The organism is Citrobacter sp. Ce119, from assembly GCF_030334525.1.
Taxonomy (GTDB): Bacteria; Pseudomonadota; Gammaproteobacteria; order Enterobacterales; family Enterobacteriaceae; genus Citrobacter; species Citrobacter europaeus.
In genome coordinates, this window is record NZ_JAOWDR010000051.1 from 255,421 (window position 1) to 273,723 (window position 18,303).

The 18,303-nt window shown below is 50.8% G+C and carries 8 protein-coding genes; 2 read left to right on the forward strand and 6 right to left on the reverse strand.

All coding sequences use genetic code 11. The annotated features are described in order from the left end of the window. Positions 1–38: 38 nt before the first annotated feature. Positions 39–1,382 (reverse strand): TolC family outer membrane protein, encoded by a 1,344-nt coding sequence (locus OGV80_RS13790; protein ID WP_075145708.1) that lies wholly within the window; start codon positions 1,380–1,382, stop codon positions 39–41. Positions 1,383–1,714: 332 nt separating this feature from the next. Between OGV80_RS13790 and OGV80_RS13795 the strand changes: the two genes are divergently transcribed. Further along, positions 1,715–10,804: a retention module-containing protein gene (locus OGV80_RS13795; RefSeq protein WP_286515139.1), complete on the forward strand. Its 9,090-nt coding sequence runs from the start codon at positions 1,715–1,717 to the stop codon at positions 10,802–10,804. A 62-nt stretch (positions 10,805–10,866) separates the two neighbouring features. Further along, the gene (locus tag OGV80_RS13800) at positions 10,867–11,142 is read left to right on the forward strand and encodes a hypothetical protein (RefSeq protein ID WP_100194778.1); all 276 of its coding nucleotides are present in this window, start codon (positions 10,867–10,869) and stop codon (positions 11,140–11,142) included. Positions 11,143–11,225: 83 nt separating this feature from the next. On the opposite strand, the gene OGV80_RS13805 is transcribed toward OGV80_RS13800, so the two are convergent. The 5 genes from OGV80_RS13805 to OGV80_RS13825 are packed head-to-tail and all read right to left on the reverse strand — an operon-like array spanning position 11,226 to position 17,859. Continuing rightward, the gene (locus OGV80_RS13805; protein WP_286515141.1) at positions 11,226–13,160 is read right to left on the reverse strand and encodes a bifunctional diguanylate cyclase/phosphodiesterase; all 1,935 of its coding nucleotides are present in this window, start codon (positions 13,158–13,160) and stop codon (positions 11,226–11,228) included. A 9-nt stretch (positions 13,161–13,169) separates the two neighbouring features. Further along, positions 13,170–13,808, reverse strand: coding sequence for a cysteine protease LapG (lapG, locus tag OGV80_RS13810; RefSeq protein ID WP_286515170.1), 639 nt, complete (start codon positions 13,806–13,808; stop codon positions 13,170–13,172). 56 nt (positions 13,809–13,864) lie between these two features. After that, positions 13,865–14,758, reverse strand: a complete 894-nt coding sequence (locus OGV80_RS13815; protein WP_172862325.1) for a transporter substrate-binding domain-containing protein — start codon at positions 14,756–14,758, stop codon at positions 13,865–13,867. Continuing rightward, positions 14,742–15,644 carry a transporter substrate-binding domain-containing protein gene (locus tag OGV80_RS13820; RefSeq protein ID WP_286515144.1) on the reverse strand — a complete coding sequence of 301 codons (903 nt, stop codon included), beginning with the start codon at positions 15,642–15,644 and terminating at the stop codon, positions 14,742–14,744. Before OGV80_RS13820 ends, OGV80_RS13815 begins: the two co-directional genes overlap by 17 nt. Positions 15,645–15,666: 22 nt before the next feature. Beyond that, a complete protein-coding gene (locus tag OGV80_RS13825; RefSeq protein ID WP_075145713.1) occupies positions 15,667–17,859 on the reverse strand; it encodes a putative bifunctional diguanylate cyclase/phosphodiesterase in 2,193 nt (730 codons plus the stop codon). Positions 17,860–18,303: the final 444 nt, after the last annotated feature.

The window sequence follows — 18,303 nt, forward strand, 5'->3', positions numbered from 1 at the left end:
AGCATGTAGGTCAGAGATTTAATGGGTATTAATAATTATTAATTAAGTTCCGGTAAACTATTTTCTTCTGCAGAATCTACCGGTTGCCCTGACGGCGGCGGTGTGATTTTTAGAATATTCATTAATTCACCGGTGCGTTCGCTAATTCGATAGCCGCTGGTCATTGCCAGATAACGTAATTCAACAAGGCGACGTTTAGAGGAGAACACTTCATTTTCACTATCGAGTAAATCCAGCAGGGTACGTTCGCCAAGACTGAATTGATCCTGATAAGCCGTGCGCACTTTGACGCTTCGGTCGGCATATTCTTCTGCAGAAGGAAGCTGGGCGCGTGCGTTTTGCAGCGCTGTCCAGGCCAGGCGTAGCTCCTGATTCAACTGGCGAAGCGTGTTATTGCGCACATCCTGAGCCTGCTTGTGCAGATAAGCGCGGGAGTTCATATTGGCTTTGTCGCTGCCGCCCTGGTACAGGTTGTAATGCAGTTTAACCATCGCCTCCCATTCTTCGGTGTGTGCGCGGGTGGTATCGGTGTTGTTGCTAATCCCGCGGGAAAGCTCTACGTCTACGCGTGGGTAGAAAGTTGATTTCGAGGCCTCATATTGCTGGTGCGCAGCTTCGATATCCGCATTGGCGGACTTCAGTAATGGATTATTTTTCTCCATTCGGCTTTTGGCTTCTTCCAGCGAGGTCGGCAGCTGAGAGTCAATGCTCTCTGGCTGGCTTAAGCCCTGCGGATCCATGCCCGTTACGCTGACAAAGGTGGTTTTCGCGTCTTCCAGATTGGTCTGCTCGGTCAGCAGATTGTTACGCGCCTGGGCCAGACGCGCTTCGGCCTGCATAAAGTCTCCGGAGCGACCAACGCCCTGATCGGTACGCAGTTTTATCTGGTCGTAAATGCGCTCATGATTCGCCAGATCGTCTTCTGCAAGGCGCACAAACTCTTCGCGTTGCAGCACATCGAAATAGGCCTGAATTACGGCATAAGCGGTACTTTCGCTGGTGTTCATTACGCCGTAGGCGCGCGAGTCAACGGTCGCTTTTTGCCGCGCCACTTCGCTATTGGTGGCAAAACCGTTGAACACATTTTGCTCAAGGCTGAGAGTCGCTTCGTTAGGCGATTGAGTCAGACCGTTATTGCGACCTGCCGCGCGGGTAGTCGCATCATCAACATTTTTGCGCCCGGCTTCTGCGTTCAGATTCAGGGACGGTAAATAGCCGCCTTGTGCCGCCCGCAGTTCTTGCTCTGAGGAATAACGGCTATTTATTGCGGCATTAACTTCTGGATGATTCGCTAATGCTTCTTTAACGGTATTTTGTAAGTCTTCTGCAATTGCTACATTTATTGAAAAGCACGAAAGCAGAAAAACTAAAAACTTCTTCATGACATGAATGCCTTATATCTCACGGTTATGACATCCAGTTGTCGTCGCTATCATCCATTTTTACAAATGCGTTATATTAATTAACAAATATGAATTATCTTAATTAATGGCTGTTATCAGCTATTCGACGACATGTTTTGTCACATCGTGTTTTATTTTTGGTTATTTTTTATTATATTCATTTGCCAGTCAAGTCTCATGTAATTGCATTCAATAAAATGTGTTTTTTTCTACATTGAGATATTAATGTTTACATTAAATTAATGTGATATTTGTTCGTTAATATATTAGCGAGTTTATAAAAATAATGATGATATTTAAGTGAGGTTACGGTGAGCAAATTACTCGGTGTGATCAAAGCAATCATTGGACAGGTTTACGTTGTTGATGCCAATGGCGCACAACGACAGGTTCATGAAGGCGACAGGGTATATAGCGGTGAAGAAATTGTGACCGGCGCCAGCGGCGCGGTAAGTGTCTCTTTACCAGACGGAAAAACGCTGGATATCGGGCGTAACAGCCACTGGGGCGAGCATGGGCTACAGGCCAGCCATAACCCGGAGAGTAGCGCCCAGGATATTGCCGCCGCACAAAAAGCCATTGCCGAAGGCGCTGATCCGACGCAGGTGCTGGAAGCCACCGCTGCAGGTAATGAAGCGCCGATAACATTAGAGGGCGGCGGAGGCGGTCATACTCTGGTGCAGCTTGAATTGACCGGGCAGGTGGTTGATCCGACAGCAGGTTTTAACACTCAAGGTCTCGGTAGTCCGGGCTGGGATATCAATCTGCCGATAGGAGGCGTGACCGCGGGCTCCGCGAATGTTTTCCCGCCAGAAGTGCAAATTACCGAGTTTGCCGGCAACGATGGTTTTATTAACAAAAGCGAATTTCAACAGACCCATTTAAGTGGCACCAGTAATCAAAATCACGTCACGCTTACCTTCACCGATAGCCAAAAAAACACATTCACCGTAACTGTTCCGGTTAACAACGGGCACTGGAATATTGCTACCGATCTGGCAGGACTGGTACCTGGAAATGTAACAGTGGTGGCAATCGCGACCGATGTGACGGGACGGACGGCGGAAAGTTTTGACCATGCGCTGATTGATATTACTGGACCAAATATCAGCATTAGCGTTGAAAATGTCACGCCGGATAACCTCATAAACTTCGAAGAGTCACGCCAACCGCAAACGTTAATCCACGGGATTGTCGGCGGTGATGCAAGGCCTGGCGATCTCATTTCCTTACTGGTCGATGGCCGGGAATATACCGGCGTTGTTACCGACCCGGGAACAGGGACTCTGACTTATACCATCCCGGTGCTGACTCAGGGATTATTGAATGACCCGAATATTCACGCCACGTTAACCTCTGTCGACGATGCCGGAAACAGCACCACGGTTTCTACCGATCATCACGTCAACAACGATCTGTTTGCGCAAAATGCCGTGACCATTGAAACGGTGGCGAATGATGATGTCGTCAACGCCAATGAGTTTCGTATGCCGACCGTTATTTCAGGCGTTGCCAGCGGTGATGCGAAAGCGGGCGATCCGATAACGCTGACTATTCAGGGCAAAGCGTTTCACGGCACGGTTTTCGACGATCATGGTCAGCTACGCTATGAAATTGTGGTGCCTTCCGCAAACCTGAAGGAAGGTGCGAACGATGTGCAGGTGACGCTGGTCAGCCATGACGCTGTAGGTAATGAAGCCACCGCCGTAACGCATCGCACTGTGGTGCTGGATACTCAGGCGCATAACGCGCTGTCCATCGACAATGTGACCGACGATAACACCCTGAATCGTGTAGAGCTGTATATGCGCAATCAGGTGATTTCCGGCACAGTGAGTGGCGAAGACGCCAAAGTTGGCGACCCGCTGCAACTGGAGATTAACGGTCATCAGTACCACGCTCAGGTTATCTCCCTTGGCAATAACAGGCTGGGATACCGTGTTGCGGTGAGCTCATCTGACTTTGCAAATAACAGCACGCCGGTTGATGGTAACGTGGAAGTGAAGGTTACAGTCACCTCTCACGATGCGGCGGGCAACCTGGCGATTGCCACCGATACTCACAGCGTACACATTGATAATCTCGCGACTAATCAGGTCAACATTGGCGCGGTAGCGACGGACGATGTGGTCAACGCCATTGAAAACCGTATGACTACGCTGATTAGCGGCGTGGCGGGCGGTGATGCCAAAGCGGGCGACGCGGTTGTCGTTAGCGTGCAGGGGCTTAAATTTGCCGGAACGGTGGTCGATGATAACGGCCAGATGCGTTACGAAGTGGCATTACCGAAAGGGACGCTGCTGGAAGGTAAAAACGATGTGGTGGTGACCCTGGTCAGTCACGATGCGGCAGGTAACGAAGTAACGGCGATCGCGCACCGTACCATCATGCTGGACACTCAGGCGCACAACTCTCTGACAATTAATGATGTAGACAGCGATAACACCCTGAATCGGAGTGAGCTGTACTCACGTAACCAGGTCATCTCCGGCTCCATCGGCAGCAATGAAGATGCTAAACCTGGCGATCCGGTTCAACTCGAAATTAACGGTCACCAGTACCGCGGGGAGGTTATCGATTTAGGCAACAATACGCTGGGCTACCGTATCACGGTAGACACTTCAGACTTTGCCAACAACAGCGTACCGATTGACGGTAATGTGGAAGTGAAGGTCACGGTTACCTCTCACGATGCGGCGGGTAACCTGGCGATCGCCACCGACACCCACAACGTGCACATTGATAACTTTGCCACCAACCAGGTCAGCATCGACGCGGTAGCGACGGATGACGTAGTCAACGCCATTGAAAACCGCATGGTAACGCTGATTAGCGGTGCAGCCGGCGGTGATGCCAGAGCAGGCGATGTGGTCACTGTTAGCATGCGTGGGCAAAACTATACCGGAACGGTCGTTAATGATAACGGCCAGTTGCGCTATGAAGTTGCACTGCCGAAGACGGCCTTGCTGGAAGGCAAAAATGAGGTGGCGGTAACGCTTGTCAGCCATGATGCGGTGGGGAATGAAGTTACCGCTCTGGCGCATCGCACCATCACGCTGGACACGCAGGCGCATAATACTGTCCGTATACATGACGTCACTGTAGATAATGCGTTGAATTATCAAGAGCTAACGGCGGCTAAACAGACGATTACCGGTTTTGTTGGCGGTGAAGATGCGAAGGTCAACGATCCGGTCTTACTGGAGATAAACGGCCATCAGTACAGCGGTAAGGTGATTGATTTTGGCCGCGGAAAACTGGGGTACAGCATCGATGTAGACTCGTCTGCATTCGCCGATAACAGCGGTCATGTGCTGACGAATGTGAAAATTACCGCAATGGTGACTTCTCATGACGCCGCGGGTAACCTGGCGATCGCGACCGATTCCCATAAAGTTCATATCGATAACTACGCGGAAAACACCCTCAAGATTGACGCAGTGGCGACGGACAATGTGGTCAACGCCAGTGAAAACCGGATGCCCACCATTATTAGTATCGTAGCCGGTGGCGATGCCCGGGAGGGGGATGCGGTAAAAATAAGCGTTCATGGGCAAGACTTTAACGGCACGGTGGTCAACGATAACGGTCAGCTACGCTATGAAGTGGTTCTGCCGCATGGAACCTTGCATGAAGGTAAGAATGCGGTAGTTGCGACCCTGTTGAGCCATGACGCGCTGGGCAACGCAGTGACCAGTGAGTCGCACCGGATTATCACGGTTGATACTCATGCGCAAAACGCTATCTCACTGGATAACATTGCCACGGACAATGTCATCAATTTCCAGGAACTGTCTGCGGCAACACAGCGCATTACCGGCATCGTCGACGGTGAAGATGCGAAAGTTGGCGATCCCATTCAACTGGACGTTAATGGTCATCAGTACGCAAGCCAGGTCATTGACCTTGGTCACGGGCATCTGGGTTACCGCATTGATGTTGACTCATCAGCCTTTGCGAACAATAGCGTCCATGTGTTAACGGATGTCGATGTGCATGTCACTGTCACCTCTCATGATGCGGCGGGTAACCTTGCCATCGCTACCGATAGCCATAAAATTCACATTGATAATTTTGCCAAAAACGAGGTAACGACTGATGTAGTGGCATCGGATGATGTGGTGAACGCCATTGAAAACCGCATGCCGACGCTGATTAGCGGTATCGCGAAAGGTCTGGATGCCAAAGCGGGTGACGTGGTGACTGTTCACGTGCAGGGACATAATCAGGACTTTAGCGGCACGGTGGTTAACGATCACGGCGTTCTGCGCTACGACGTGTTTGTTCCAACAGGTGTGTTGCAGGAAGGCAGCAACGACGTGATGGTGACGCTGGTTAGCCACGACGCTGCGGGCAATCAGGCGGTAGCGGTAGAGCATCGAACCGTTACGCTGGATACGCAAGCGCAAAGCACCGTCACTATTGATAGCGTCACTGATGACAACAACCTTAACCATCTTGAGCTGGATACGCCGATGCAGCTCATCAGCGGTAAGGTCGGCGGTGATGCGCAGGTTGGCGATGCGGTGATCGTAGAAATCAATCACCATACGTTTAACGGCAAGGTGATTGATCTCGGGGGCGGTCACTTAGGTTATCAGGTCCCGGTCGACTCAACGGCGTTCAGCGATAATAAAGGCCTCCAGGATAAAAATGTGACCGTGAGCGTCACGGTTATCTCCCACGATGCGGTTAAAAATGAGGTCATTACCACCGCAACCCATGACGTCCATATTGATAACCATGCCGGGGCCAGAATTACCGTTGATACGGTAGCGGGCGATGACAAGCTCAACGGTGCAGAAGCCGCGAAACACCTCACTGAGGTGATGGGGACGGTTGGCGGCGGCGATGTGCATGTCGGGGATAAAGTTCAGGTTATCGTACATGGACATACCTACGAAACAACCGTTCAGCGACTCCCGGAGCATAACAATGCGCTGGGATATAAGCTGGACGTTCTGAGCCGCGATCTGGTCAAAGACCCGCATATCGTGGCCCGCGTAGTCGGCGAAGATAATGTGCATAATTTCCAGAAAGCGGAGATATCGCACGATCTGGTGGTTGATTTACATGCGAAAGCCATGCTGACAATTGATCCCGTCACTGGCGACAATATGATTAATGGCGATGAATCAAAACAGCCATTCACGTATGTAACCGGGAAAGTGGCTGGGGATGTTCATGTCAATGACGTTGTTTATCTTACCGTGAATGGTCACGTCCTGACGGGGAAAGTGAGTGACGTAGGAGGCGGGGTTCTCGGCTACAGCATTAAAGTCAGTACTGCCGACCTGATCTCCGATCCGCATTTAACCGCGACGGTTAGCACCACTGATGGCGCGGGCAACCCGGCTACGGCCAATGCAGAAACCACCGTTATTATCGATACCCGTGTGGATGCGCAGATAACCATTGATGCCGTGACGCCGGATAATACGCTGAACCTTGCTGAGCAAATGCATGGCTTTACGATAGTGAGCGGCTCGGTGAGCGGTGAAGTTCATCCGGGCGATCCGTTCACCATGACCATCAATGGACACAACTATTCTGGCGTGGTGGAGGATCGCGGCAATCAGCAGATGGGCTTCCACGTTCCCGTTGCCACGGCCGATCTGGTTGCCGATCCGCATATCGACGTCACCATGGATATCACGGACGATGCCCTGAACCATGCGCAAATTACAGCGCATCATACGGTTACGCTGGACGCTGAAGCGAAAGCCTCAATCACTATCGATCCGGTAACGGGCGATGATGTATTGAATCAGATTGAATTAGGGCAAACCACGACGATCGTCAGCGGTACGGTCGGGGGCGATGCTAAGGTGAATGATGTGGTGCACCTGAATATTGGTGGCCATACGGTTGATGCCACCGTGGTGAACCTGCCAAATCTGGGAACCCTGGGGTATTCCATTGATGTGGACACCCAGTGGCTGCAAAACGATCCGCATATTACTGCAACCATCACCACTACCGATGCGGCAGGTAATAACGCGACGGCAGATGCGTACAGTACCGTGGTCATTGACGACAAGATTGATGCGATTGTACATATTGATCCGATCTTCACCGGTAGCGGTGGTGGGGTGATTAACCACGACGCAGCCCTTAATCCGCAAACGACGGTTACGGGTACGGTGGGAGGCGATGTCAAAATCGGCGATACCGTTGAGTTGACCATCAATCATCAGATCTACTATGCGCAGGTGGAAGATCACAACGGCCAGCGTGTTTTCAGCACAAAGGTATCGACCCTGGATCTGCTTATGGATCCGAAGATTCATGCCGAAGTAACGGCAAAAGATGACGCAGGCAATATTGCACACGGGCACGATGACATGCCTGTGGTGGTTGATACCGTTGCAGATGCCGGGATAACGATTGACTCTGCGATGTCTCAGGGGGGTCAAAGCCTCAATCCGCACGGACGTCCCGAATTCATCACGGTAACGGGGCATGTTGATCCAGACGCACAGTCTGGCGATGTGGTTACGGTCGATGTCGGCGGCGGCCAGTTGCAAACCAATGTGATCACGCTGCCGGATGGAAAGCTGGGTTACACGTTTAATGTTGTTTCAGGGGCCTGGCATGATGACGGTAATATCACGGTATCCATCACCACTCATGATGATCATGGCAATACGGCAACGGCGGTAGAACATAAGTTTATTGACCTTCCATGGTTAGGCAATATCGCTGTTCCAGCCAATACTCCTTATGGTATGCACACCCCGTCGACAACAGGTACTGGCACCACACCGCCGCACCAACCGACCGTGCATCTCACCGTTGATAAAGTGGCGGGCGATGACGTTCTCAACCACGATGAAGCGCAAAAAGGAACCACGGCAATCCGAGGTCTGGTCACCGGCGACGTTCAGGCCGGGGACGATGTTATTGTCACCATCAATAATGTGCAGTACTCCGGGCACGTCATGACTATCCCGACGATGCCGGGGCAACTGGCATACGAAGTGGATGTGCCGACGAGTGAACTGCAGGCGCATCCAACGTTTGATGTCTCTGTTACAGCGGGGATTGCGACAGACTCGGTGCAGAAAACCATCACCATCGACACGGATAACCCGCTGCAGATAACGATGGATAAGATTGCCGGTGATGATGTTATCAATGCGGCGGAAGCGCAAAGCGGTAAAACCACCATCAGCGGTACGGTAAGCGGTGAAGGGATTCATGACGGGAGCGTGGTGAGCCTGCAGGTTAATGGCAATACGCTGACCGCGGTAGTACATGATGATAAACACGGTCACTGGGCCTGGTCGACGAAGGTTAGTATCAACGACCTGCATAATGATCCGGATGTTGTCGCGACGGTATTGGCGACGGATGCTCATGGCAATCAGGGCAGTGCCTCCGCCAGCAGCCATGTCGTGGTCGATCTGAGCGCTAATGCTGGCGTGACGATTGATAAAATTGCCGATGACAATGTGCTTAATGCGCAGGAGTCGCAGCAGCATAAGATGACCGTAACGGGGTCGGTCTCAGGAGATGTGCACCCGGGCGATAAGGTGACGCTGACGGTTAACGGCAACCCTTATGCGGCGACTGTCGATAATAATCATCACTACAGCGTGGATATCTACACCCAAGACCTGCTGGCCGACAGCGCCATTGTCGCCACCGTTTCAGGATATGACGATCACGGTAACGTGCAGCCAGCCAGTTTCACGCAGGGCTACTCGATTGATAAAACGGCAGGCGGCAGTGTGACCATCAACACCGTCGGCGGCGACGATATTATCAATGCTGATGAAGTGAAAGGCGGTAGCGTTGAGGTGAGTGGTACGGTGGATGGCGATGTGCATCTCGGTGATAAAGTTGCCATTCTCATCGATGGCGTCACGGTACATACGCGTGTTATTGAGCTGCCGCATATGAACGGACAGCTGGGCTACAAAGCGATGGTGAGCACGACAGGACTGCAAAACGACCCAACTATCCATGTGAGTGTGCAAGGACAGGATTCGGCGTTGAACCCAATGCATGCCGTGAACGACAAAACGGTCACTATCGACACGCATGTCGATGCCAGCATCGTGCTGAATAAGGTGTCAGTTGATGATGTGCTGAATAATGAGGAAACTCAGCATGCGAAAACCACCATCAGCGGCTATGTGACCGGGGATGTGGACGTCGGCGATCAGGTGACTATCACAGTTAACGGTAAAGATCTGGTCGCTGATGTGAAAAATAGCGGCGGTCAGAAGGTCTTTAGCGTAGATGCCAGTACGATTGACCTGCTTCACGATCAAAAGATTCTCGCTCACGTTATCGCCCACGATGATTCCGGCAACCATGGAAAAATCGATACCAGTAAGGCCATCACCATTGACAGGACCGCTGCGGGAACGATGGATATTGATAATGTCACCCAGGATAACGTTCTCAATCATCAGGAACTCCAGGGCGCGACGGTGAGGGTAACCGGGCATCTTGGCGGTGATGTGGATGTGTGGGATTCGATCAAATTAAACATTGGCGGTCAGGAATTTACCGGTTCGGTAGATACGCTGAGCAATGGCGATCGGGTTTATCACGTTGATGTGGACAGTCATGTCATGGAAGTGAACACCACATTTTCGGTGGAGGTCAAAGGCCATGATGCGCCGGGCAATCCGTATTCAAAGACAACGTCCCACAGCTATTCGGTTGATCAACAGGCAGACGCCACGCTTATCGTCGATAAAGTTACCGGGGATAACCATATCTCACGCGCGGAATCACAGCATACCGTCACGCATATTACCGGTAGCGTGAGCGGTGATGTGCATGATGGCGAGCATATTAAAGCGCTGGTAAATGGTCATCAGTACGATGCCATTCTTCATCAGGGCAATAATGGGCTGACCTATGACATTGAGGCCGATACCTCCGCATTCCGTGCAGGTCATAACCGCGTGAACGTATTGGTTGAGGCGCATGATGACCACGGCAATATTACGCCTTATAGCCAAACGCTGAACGTGACGATGGACGATCCCACGCCAGTGAAAGGACATACGGTGGATAAAGGGAATCATGCTGCGATGCAACATGCGCTGCATAACCTGTTCGATGACAATGCATTGTCTCTGTCTTACGCGCCAGCAGCAACCGGGCACGGCCAGGCGACAGCCGTGCTCAGCGCTGACGATAAGGCGAAGGGCGTACTCGAAAAAGTCGATCTCAGCGATCTGGCGCGCGAACTGCATGAAGGCGTAGATATTGCGAAGTACATTCAAAGCGGCGGCGATCATCACTTGATCGCCAGTCCGGCAAAAGTGGCGCATGGAATAGATACCGCGCTGTCTGGTCCGGCAAGCAGCGATCTGCATTCTCCGACCTACTCGTTAGATCACCTGATAGCTAAACCCGATCAAAACCACACCCACTAACGATTGCCTGCTGCCCTGCGTAAACAGGGCAGCAGCAACTTGCAAAATAAAAAGGCATTGATATGAATTCTGATTCATCTACAGCAAACGTGCAGGCAGAAGGCGGGGCAAAAAGCCCGGAAAATGGCAACCAGCAGGCTTTAGCGACGTTGCAAAAAAGCGACCTCGAGATGGTGCGCGTGCTCGACGATCTGATTTACCTGTTGATGCGTAAAGGCGTGATTGCCATTACCGATCTCCCGCCGATGGCGCAGGTTAAATTATTGAATCGTGCGAACGCGCGCCAGGAACTTGGCGGGTTAGAACAACTACTAGGCGGTGATGATCGTATTTTTTAGCTGACGCAGGCAGTGAGTTTGTTGGCCGGATAAGCGAAGCGCCATCCGGCAATATACAAGCGTCTCAAGACTGCCTGCTTTTATCACAGCGGCGCGGGTTCACCTAATAATTGGCCCATTGCGCCATCAATCCCTAACTCCTGCAATACCTTCAGTTCGCCTTGTGTTTCAACCCGTTCGGCAATGAGCGGCAAGTCAATACTGCGCGTGGCGCTGCATAACACTTCAATAAATAAACGCTTATCGTTTTCTTCATCAATATTGCGGATATAGCTGCTGTCGATTTTCAGGTAAGCAAGTCCCCACTGTGACAGATGGCCGATCATATCGAAACGACTACCGAAGTGTTGCAGACCCAGCGCGCAGCGGTGCTGACTGACGGCTTTAACAAACGCCGCCATTTGATAAGGGCCTGGCAGTTGGTTCTCATCCAGTTCCAGAATCAACTGACTGGCTAATTTCGGTGAATAGCGCAGCGGGTGGAGCAGCTCAGCAATGGCGGTCGCACTGGCGACAGAGCTTCCGGAGATACTCAATGCCAATTTTCCGGGCGCGGTTTTCAACTGATTCAACGTCAGTTTCAGCATCACTTTATCGAGGCGTTGGCTCCAGCCAAAGCGGTGGATCCACGGCAGGAATCGACCGGCGGTAAGGGTATTACCTTGTTCATCAATGATGCGCGACAGCACCTTGTAATGCAGAATTTTGTCCGGCTGGCGGCAATCGACCACCGGCTGATAAACCAACTGGAACTGCTGGTTTTCCAGCGCATGCTCCAGACGAACAAACCACAAATGCTGATCTTCTGTACTCGCAGGTACCTCTGCGGTGGGAACGACCTGATGATCGGTGCGCGTTTCGGCTTCTACCAGCAGGCGATCGGCCTGAATCAGCAATGACTGGGCGTTATCCCCGGCGCTAAACGGTACCATGCTGGTGTAGGCAACCGGCTGTTGGTCTGACATCCCGGTGGCGTAAAAGGCCGTCAGCTTTTGGCCGAGCGAATGGGACAAGTCCAGCATTTCACCGTGGGTCACGCCAGGACATAGCAGGGCAAACTCACCGCCGCGAATGCGGGCCAGCGTACTGTCGAGAGAGGCATATTTTTCTTTATGCGCGTTCAGCAGGTTGGCGATATTGAGCAACAGCTTATCGGTATGCGGCCCGCCAAAACGCTGATTCAGACCGCCCAAATCCTGAACGCGGACCAGCAACAGATATCCCGGCGCGGTATCGGCGTCGCTTAGCCGCGCCTGAAGCTGCATATCGAACGCCCGGCGGTTGGCAATTCCAGTCTGGCTGTCGAGATAAGCCTCATTGTGCAGACGTTCGCTGTAGATAGCTTGTTCTTCAAATAACGACTTGAGCTTCGCAGCCATCAAATTCATAGCGCCCACAACGCGGCGCAATTCTGGCGTTTTGGGCAACTCGTGGAGCGTCAGAAACTCGCGGCGGGTAATCGCTTCCGACTGCTTTGCCAGATAATTGAGCGGGCGTAGCAGCTTGCGCAGCAGTAGACTACCGGCGAATAAACAGGCGAGGCTGCAGGACAGCATCCACAACAGATTACCCAGGGTATTGTCCCACAGACGCTGTACGGCAAAGATAGGATCGCTGGTCACTTCAACCCGTGCAGCCTGCTGCCAGCCGCGCATAATCGTTGCCTCACCGGTTTGCGGAGTGACATCCACCAGAGCAACGAACCAGCCTGGGACGTCGGGAATAGATGACGCAGCGCTGCGCTCAAGCATCATTTTGCCGTTTGCCAGGTCGACGATGCGGATTTTTTTGTAGTAACCGCTATCGAAAATAGAGCTCACCATCAGCTCGATCATTGCCGGGTCGTTGACGTTGGGCGTCAGCGAAACGCCCAGCGCCGTTGCCGCATCCTGGGCATGTGAAAGAAGTTGGTTATTGGATTGATTGCGGGAACTCTCCAGCGTCACAATAAAATTGCCGCTGAATACAACCATCATAAAGAGAGAGATTGCCAGAAGTAACTGTTTAAAAAGAGACACGGGCGATTCCTATTTATCCATCGGGAAGCCTTCTTCCCGCATTTTGGTGAAAACTTGCTGCCAGCGAGATAGCCTTTTGCTGTCCCCAACACGTTTATTGTTCTGATTGCCGGGAAGCCAAAGGCCAGTGTTGTTAAAGGAGTAGACGGGTAATAAATCCATGCGCTGCGTAGCAGGTGAAATAGTGCTGGTCAGGCTGTCGAGCACCAGAGGAATCGCCTCAGGGGTGGCGTACCAGGTCAGCACCATGTGCGCGCGGTTTAAGCGCAGGGCTTTAACGTAAGTGATGCGTAGCTTGTCTTCGGAGACGCCCAACTGGCGGAGGGTGAAATATTTGGCGATCGCGTAGTCTTCACAATCCGCTTCACCTTTGCGCAGCGACTCAATGGGAGTGGCCCAGTAATCCACGCTGTGCCAGGCATCAATGTCTTCGGTATAACGGATTTTATCGTTAAAGAATTGATTTACGGCGCGTAATTGCGTTTGCTCGTCGGCACTGCGCAACGTAAGCAAAAGCTGTTGCCAGGAGCGGATCCGTTGTTGCGCCTCTGGCGTTGCCGGGCCGTAAAGCGCATCAGACTTCTGCTGAATACTGGCAAAATCCCAGGCCGCACGTAGCGAATGGACCGATAGCAGCAACAGCAGCATCCCGGGGATTTTCCACAGGCGAAGCAGGCGGTGGCGTAAGCTGTTGCTGATAATGTTCAATGGTTATGCTGGCAACTACCTGGCGATGGATTTTTCATCTTTTCGCAGGTCCAGGGAGACAACCACTTTTTGCGTAATTGCATATTGGTCGGCGAGGCAAAAAAGTCCTTCAGCGTACCATTAACAAACGCCACAAACTGCGGATCGTTTTTCCTCATCATAATGGCATAGTGCATATCGTTACCGATGCTCTGTGCTGAGACGCTGAACAGTTCGGGTTGCTCGCTATGATTAATCAGCGGCCAGGCGAGAATATCATCAACAAAGAACGCGGCGGATTCATTATGCGCCATCTTCTCAAATGCACCCTTTATGGTAGTGCTGGTAATCGTTGAAATATTAAGATGTTGCTCTCTGTTTGCTTTATTAAATTCCAGCAAATCTTTTGAGCTTCCGGTCAGACTCACCGTGCGTCCTTTAAGATCGGCAATTGACTGGATATTATTTTTACGCAAAGAGATGATGCGCATCTTTGCGGTGTAATAGTTGTCAGAAAACGACACGCTGGAGGTTCGCTCCGGCGCATTGGTATTTACGCCACAGTCCATATCTATTTTACGCGTGTTTAATGCGGAGAAGCGTTCGGCAAAATTCACGGGAATATAATGAATGGTTAATTTGTTGAGCTTCAGATACTGGCGTAACTTATCGGCAATCATGTTACATACCGCGATGGTATACCCCGTGACCTTGCCACTGTTGTCTGTAAAAGAGAACGGCGGCAGCTGGCGATAACCCACGTTTAGCACGCTGCTGTTCTGAATGTGGTCGAGCGTCGCAGCGTTCTGTTGCGCCATCAGCGCGGGGGAGAGGACGATGCCTGCCAGTAAAAACAGCCATTGCACCGTGCGCTTCATCCTTGTCATCTCACGATTAATTATATTTTTCATAATCAAAACTGATCTTCTTTTTAGCTGCGGTTAATGCTTTCAGGTTGTCTGACATGGGGATGTTTAAATTAATAGCTTGCGGGGCAATGGGAGACAGAAACCATTTATTGTACAGCGCAGTAAATTCGTTGCTGGTCATCAGGGAAGAGAGCGTGCCATCAACGAATTCTTTAAATTCTTTATCGTGTAACGGCAGTAACAAGCCTGCCGGTAGTGGAGCGCTAAGCGCAATGTTGGAAAGTTCATAGTCTTCAGGGTTAGGTGTTTGCGCAATCATCCCTTTCAGTAAAACGGTGCTGGAGATCAGCGCAGAATACTCGCCGTTCTTCAGTTCATTGAAGGCTGTAATGTTATTGGTATCGAGCTGAATATTAATATCCAGGTCATTAGCAGCATTCACTTTTTGCAGTTGTTCAACGTAAATCGTACCACTTTTTACCAGCACGCTATGTCCCGAAAGTTCTGCCAGACTGTCATTACTTTCATTTTTACGCATCACAAAGCGGGTGCTTGAAAAGTAAAACGGCAGTGAAAATTCGCTAATAGTGTGGCGACTTTTCGAATAAAAGGCAGGTATACACATGATGTCTGCCATGTGGTTTTTAATCAGTACAAACTGCGATGCTGAATTGGCTTTTACCCACTTTACATTCAGCTTTTTAAGCTGAAGTTTTGTCTTGAGCGCGCTGACGATACTGTTGCAGATATCGATAGAGAAACCCGTAGGGCGGTTGCCGTTCTGCCAGGAAAAAGGAAACGCATCATCCTGATAACCAAGGGTAATGGTTTTTGTAGTCGCGAACTGCTCAAGCGTGTGCAGTTTCAACTGAGTTCCCGCTAAGCATGGCGTAGCCCCAACCATCAGCAGGGCAACCGCCATCAGCATGCGTTTTGCCAGGCGCAAGATGTCAGACATGGCACAGTCCTTCTTCACTGACCTCTGCGGCAAACGCGGCAAGTACCTCACGTTCACGCAACGGATAGCTAAAGAAATAGCCCTGTACATTCTGGCATTCAATGGCGCGCAAAATGTCGCGCTGCTGTGCGGTTTCCACCCCTTCAGCGGTAACCGACATATTGTATTTATGGGCAAACTGAATCAGCATCACAATCAAATACTGGCTGGCATTATCCTGCTGGAGCTTATCGACCAACGTGCGCGCGATCTTGATACGCGTGAAGGGATAGATCAGCAGATAGTCCAGCGCCGCGTAGCCGGTTCCTAAATCGTCCATCGCGATTTCAATACCCAGAGAACGGATCTCTTTCAGTACGGGTAAGGCGATCGATTTATCCAGTTTTTCTGATTCGGTGATTTCTATTTCCAGGCGTTCCGCTGAGATCTGGCTGATGCGTAACGCATCTTTAATCACGTCAACCAGTCCGGGGCTGTGCAACTGGTAGGCCGAGATATTAACGGCAACTCTGACATGCTCTGGCCATTTGGCTGCGGCTTCGCAGGACTGGCGAATAATCCATTCGCCTAAACGCACAATCAGGCCGGAGCTTTCGGCGATATTGATAAAATAATCGGGATAAATCAGCCCCTTAGTGGGGTGATTCCAGCGGATCAGCGATTCGTAGCCATAGACGCTTTCATCTTGCAGATTAATAATCGGCTGGTAATGAAGTTCGAACTCCTTGTTATCAATACCATCGATAATTTCCTGATTAATGAACAGGCTGTGGGTTTGCATCATCACCATGCCGTCTTCGAAGAAGTGGTAGCAACCCCGGCCATGATGTTTAGACGCGTACATGGCAAGGTCGGCATTGATCATGAGCGTTGAGGTAGTATTCCCCTGCCTGGGCGCGGTGGTAATACCGATGCTACAGCTGATAGAAAAAGTATGAGAACTCCAGGTAAACGGGGTGCTCAGCGCGCGGATGATACGCTTCGCCAGCCGATTCGCTTCTTTGATGGCGTTGTCGTCGACATGTTGCAGGATGGCGAATTCATCACCGCCCAGACGCGCCGCAATATCGTTGGGACCCAGCAATAACTGCAGACGTTGGGCAACGCTGATTAACAGTTCATCGCCCGCTTTATGGCCGAAGGTGTCGTTCACCGGCTTGAAGTTGTCGAGGTCAATCAACAGCAGATTGAACGCTCTGTCCTCCAGATGCAGTTCACTAACGCGCTTATCCAACGCCTGGCCGAACGAAACGCGGTTGGGTAATCCGGTGAGTGAATCATGATGGGCCATATGCTCCATCTTCTGCGACATTTCATGCATGCGTTGCAGATAGCCACGCTCTTTCATCGCGACGCGCAGTTTTTCAATGGCCCCGGCCAGATGCCCAATTTCGTCGTCCTGATCAAGATAGGGGGTTATGCAATCCGTCTCTTCATGGGCGATGCGGGTGAGGGAGTTTATCAGCAGCGGAACAGGACGGAACAGGCGGCGCATAAACATTGTGACCAGGGCCAGCGTCACCAGTAAAATCAGAACAAAAATGATACTGCTCTTTTTAAGCATCGCGTCGTAGGTGGCATACAACTCGCTTTTTTTACCGATGCTGCTTATCAGGCTCCCGAGGATCTCACCAGAAGGCGTCAAAATAGGTACGGCGCTGATAAAGCACTCTTCGCCATTAATCTGGGCGAAACCAACATAGTAATTGACCAGCACATCGCGCGGCAGGCGGCCTGAGAAGGAGATAATCCCTTCGCCATCTTCTGATTTGTTATTGATGCCAACGAAACCTTTCTCCGGCGTATAGAGAAACAGCCAGGTGGGGCTGTGCGTCTGAACTGACGCCAGCGCCAGGACGTCTACCGGGTTATAACCGGTTTGCAGGATGGAGTCGGTATCGCCAATCTGTCTGTCGGAGACGATGCGGGATATCTGCCCCGCATCGCTGGTCTCAACCGAAACGGTGGTATACACGCTACGGATGATGTAGGTCATAATCTGCGCATTTGCTTCAGCTCGCTGCACCCACTGCTGATAAGAAAAGTTGTCTATCAGGCTCCAGTTAGTAAAGGCGCCAGCGCTAAAAGCAATAACGATACCCGCCAGCAAGAACTGCGTTATTTTGCCAGTGATGGAATGTTGCCACCCTTTTATTGCTTTAAGGGAAAACAGAGACTTTGCCACGGATTATGTTAATTCCTGAAAAGATTACGCGATACTAAATTTAATTTCTGTTATTACTTAATGGAATATTATTGTTGCAAACAAGTAGATGAAAGAGGTGAAACGTAATGACGTAACAAATAAATAACATTGAACCATGGTGAGTAATGACAAAAATACGGTATGCGAATATAGATAACGCTGCTCTTTTCGTCAACAGGCAAAAGTGTGCATAAAAATACATTTTTCGTTATGCCCTTGACAACATATTAATGTTGACATTAATGCTGTCCGCGAAGCTTTTTTGTGCACACTGGTTGGAGGTGCTAATGGCTTATCTCTAAGGTTCTTGTTTTTTTTACGTGACATCAATGAATTAGCTTTTATTTTATCAGGGGAGGGCGTGGCTTTATCCCTGCGGGATGTCCATTTTTGTCTATAAATGGGTATTTATTTCCTGATTTG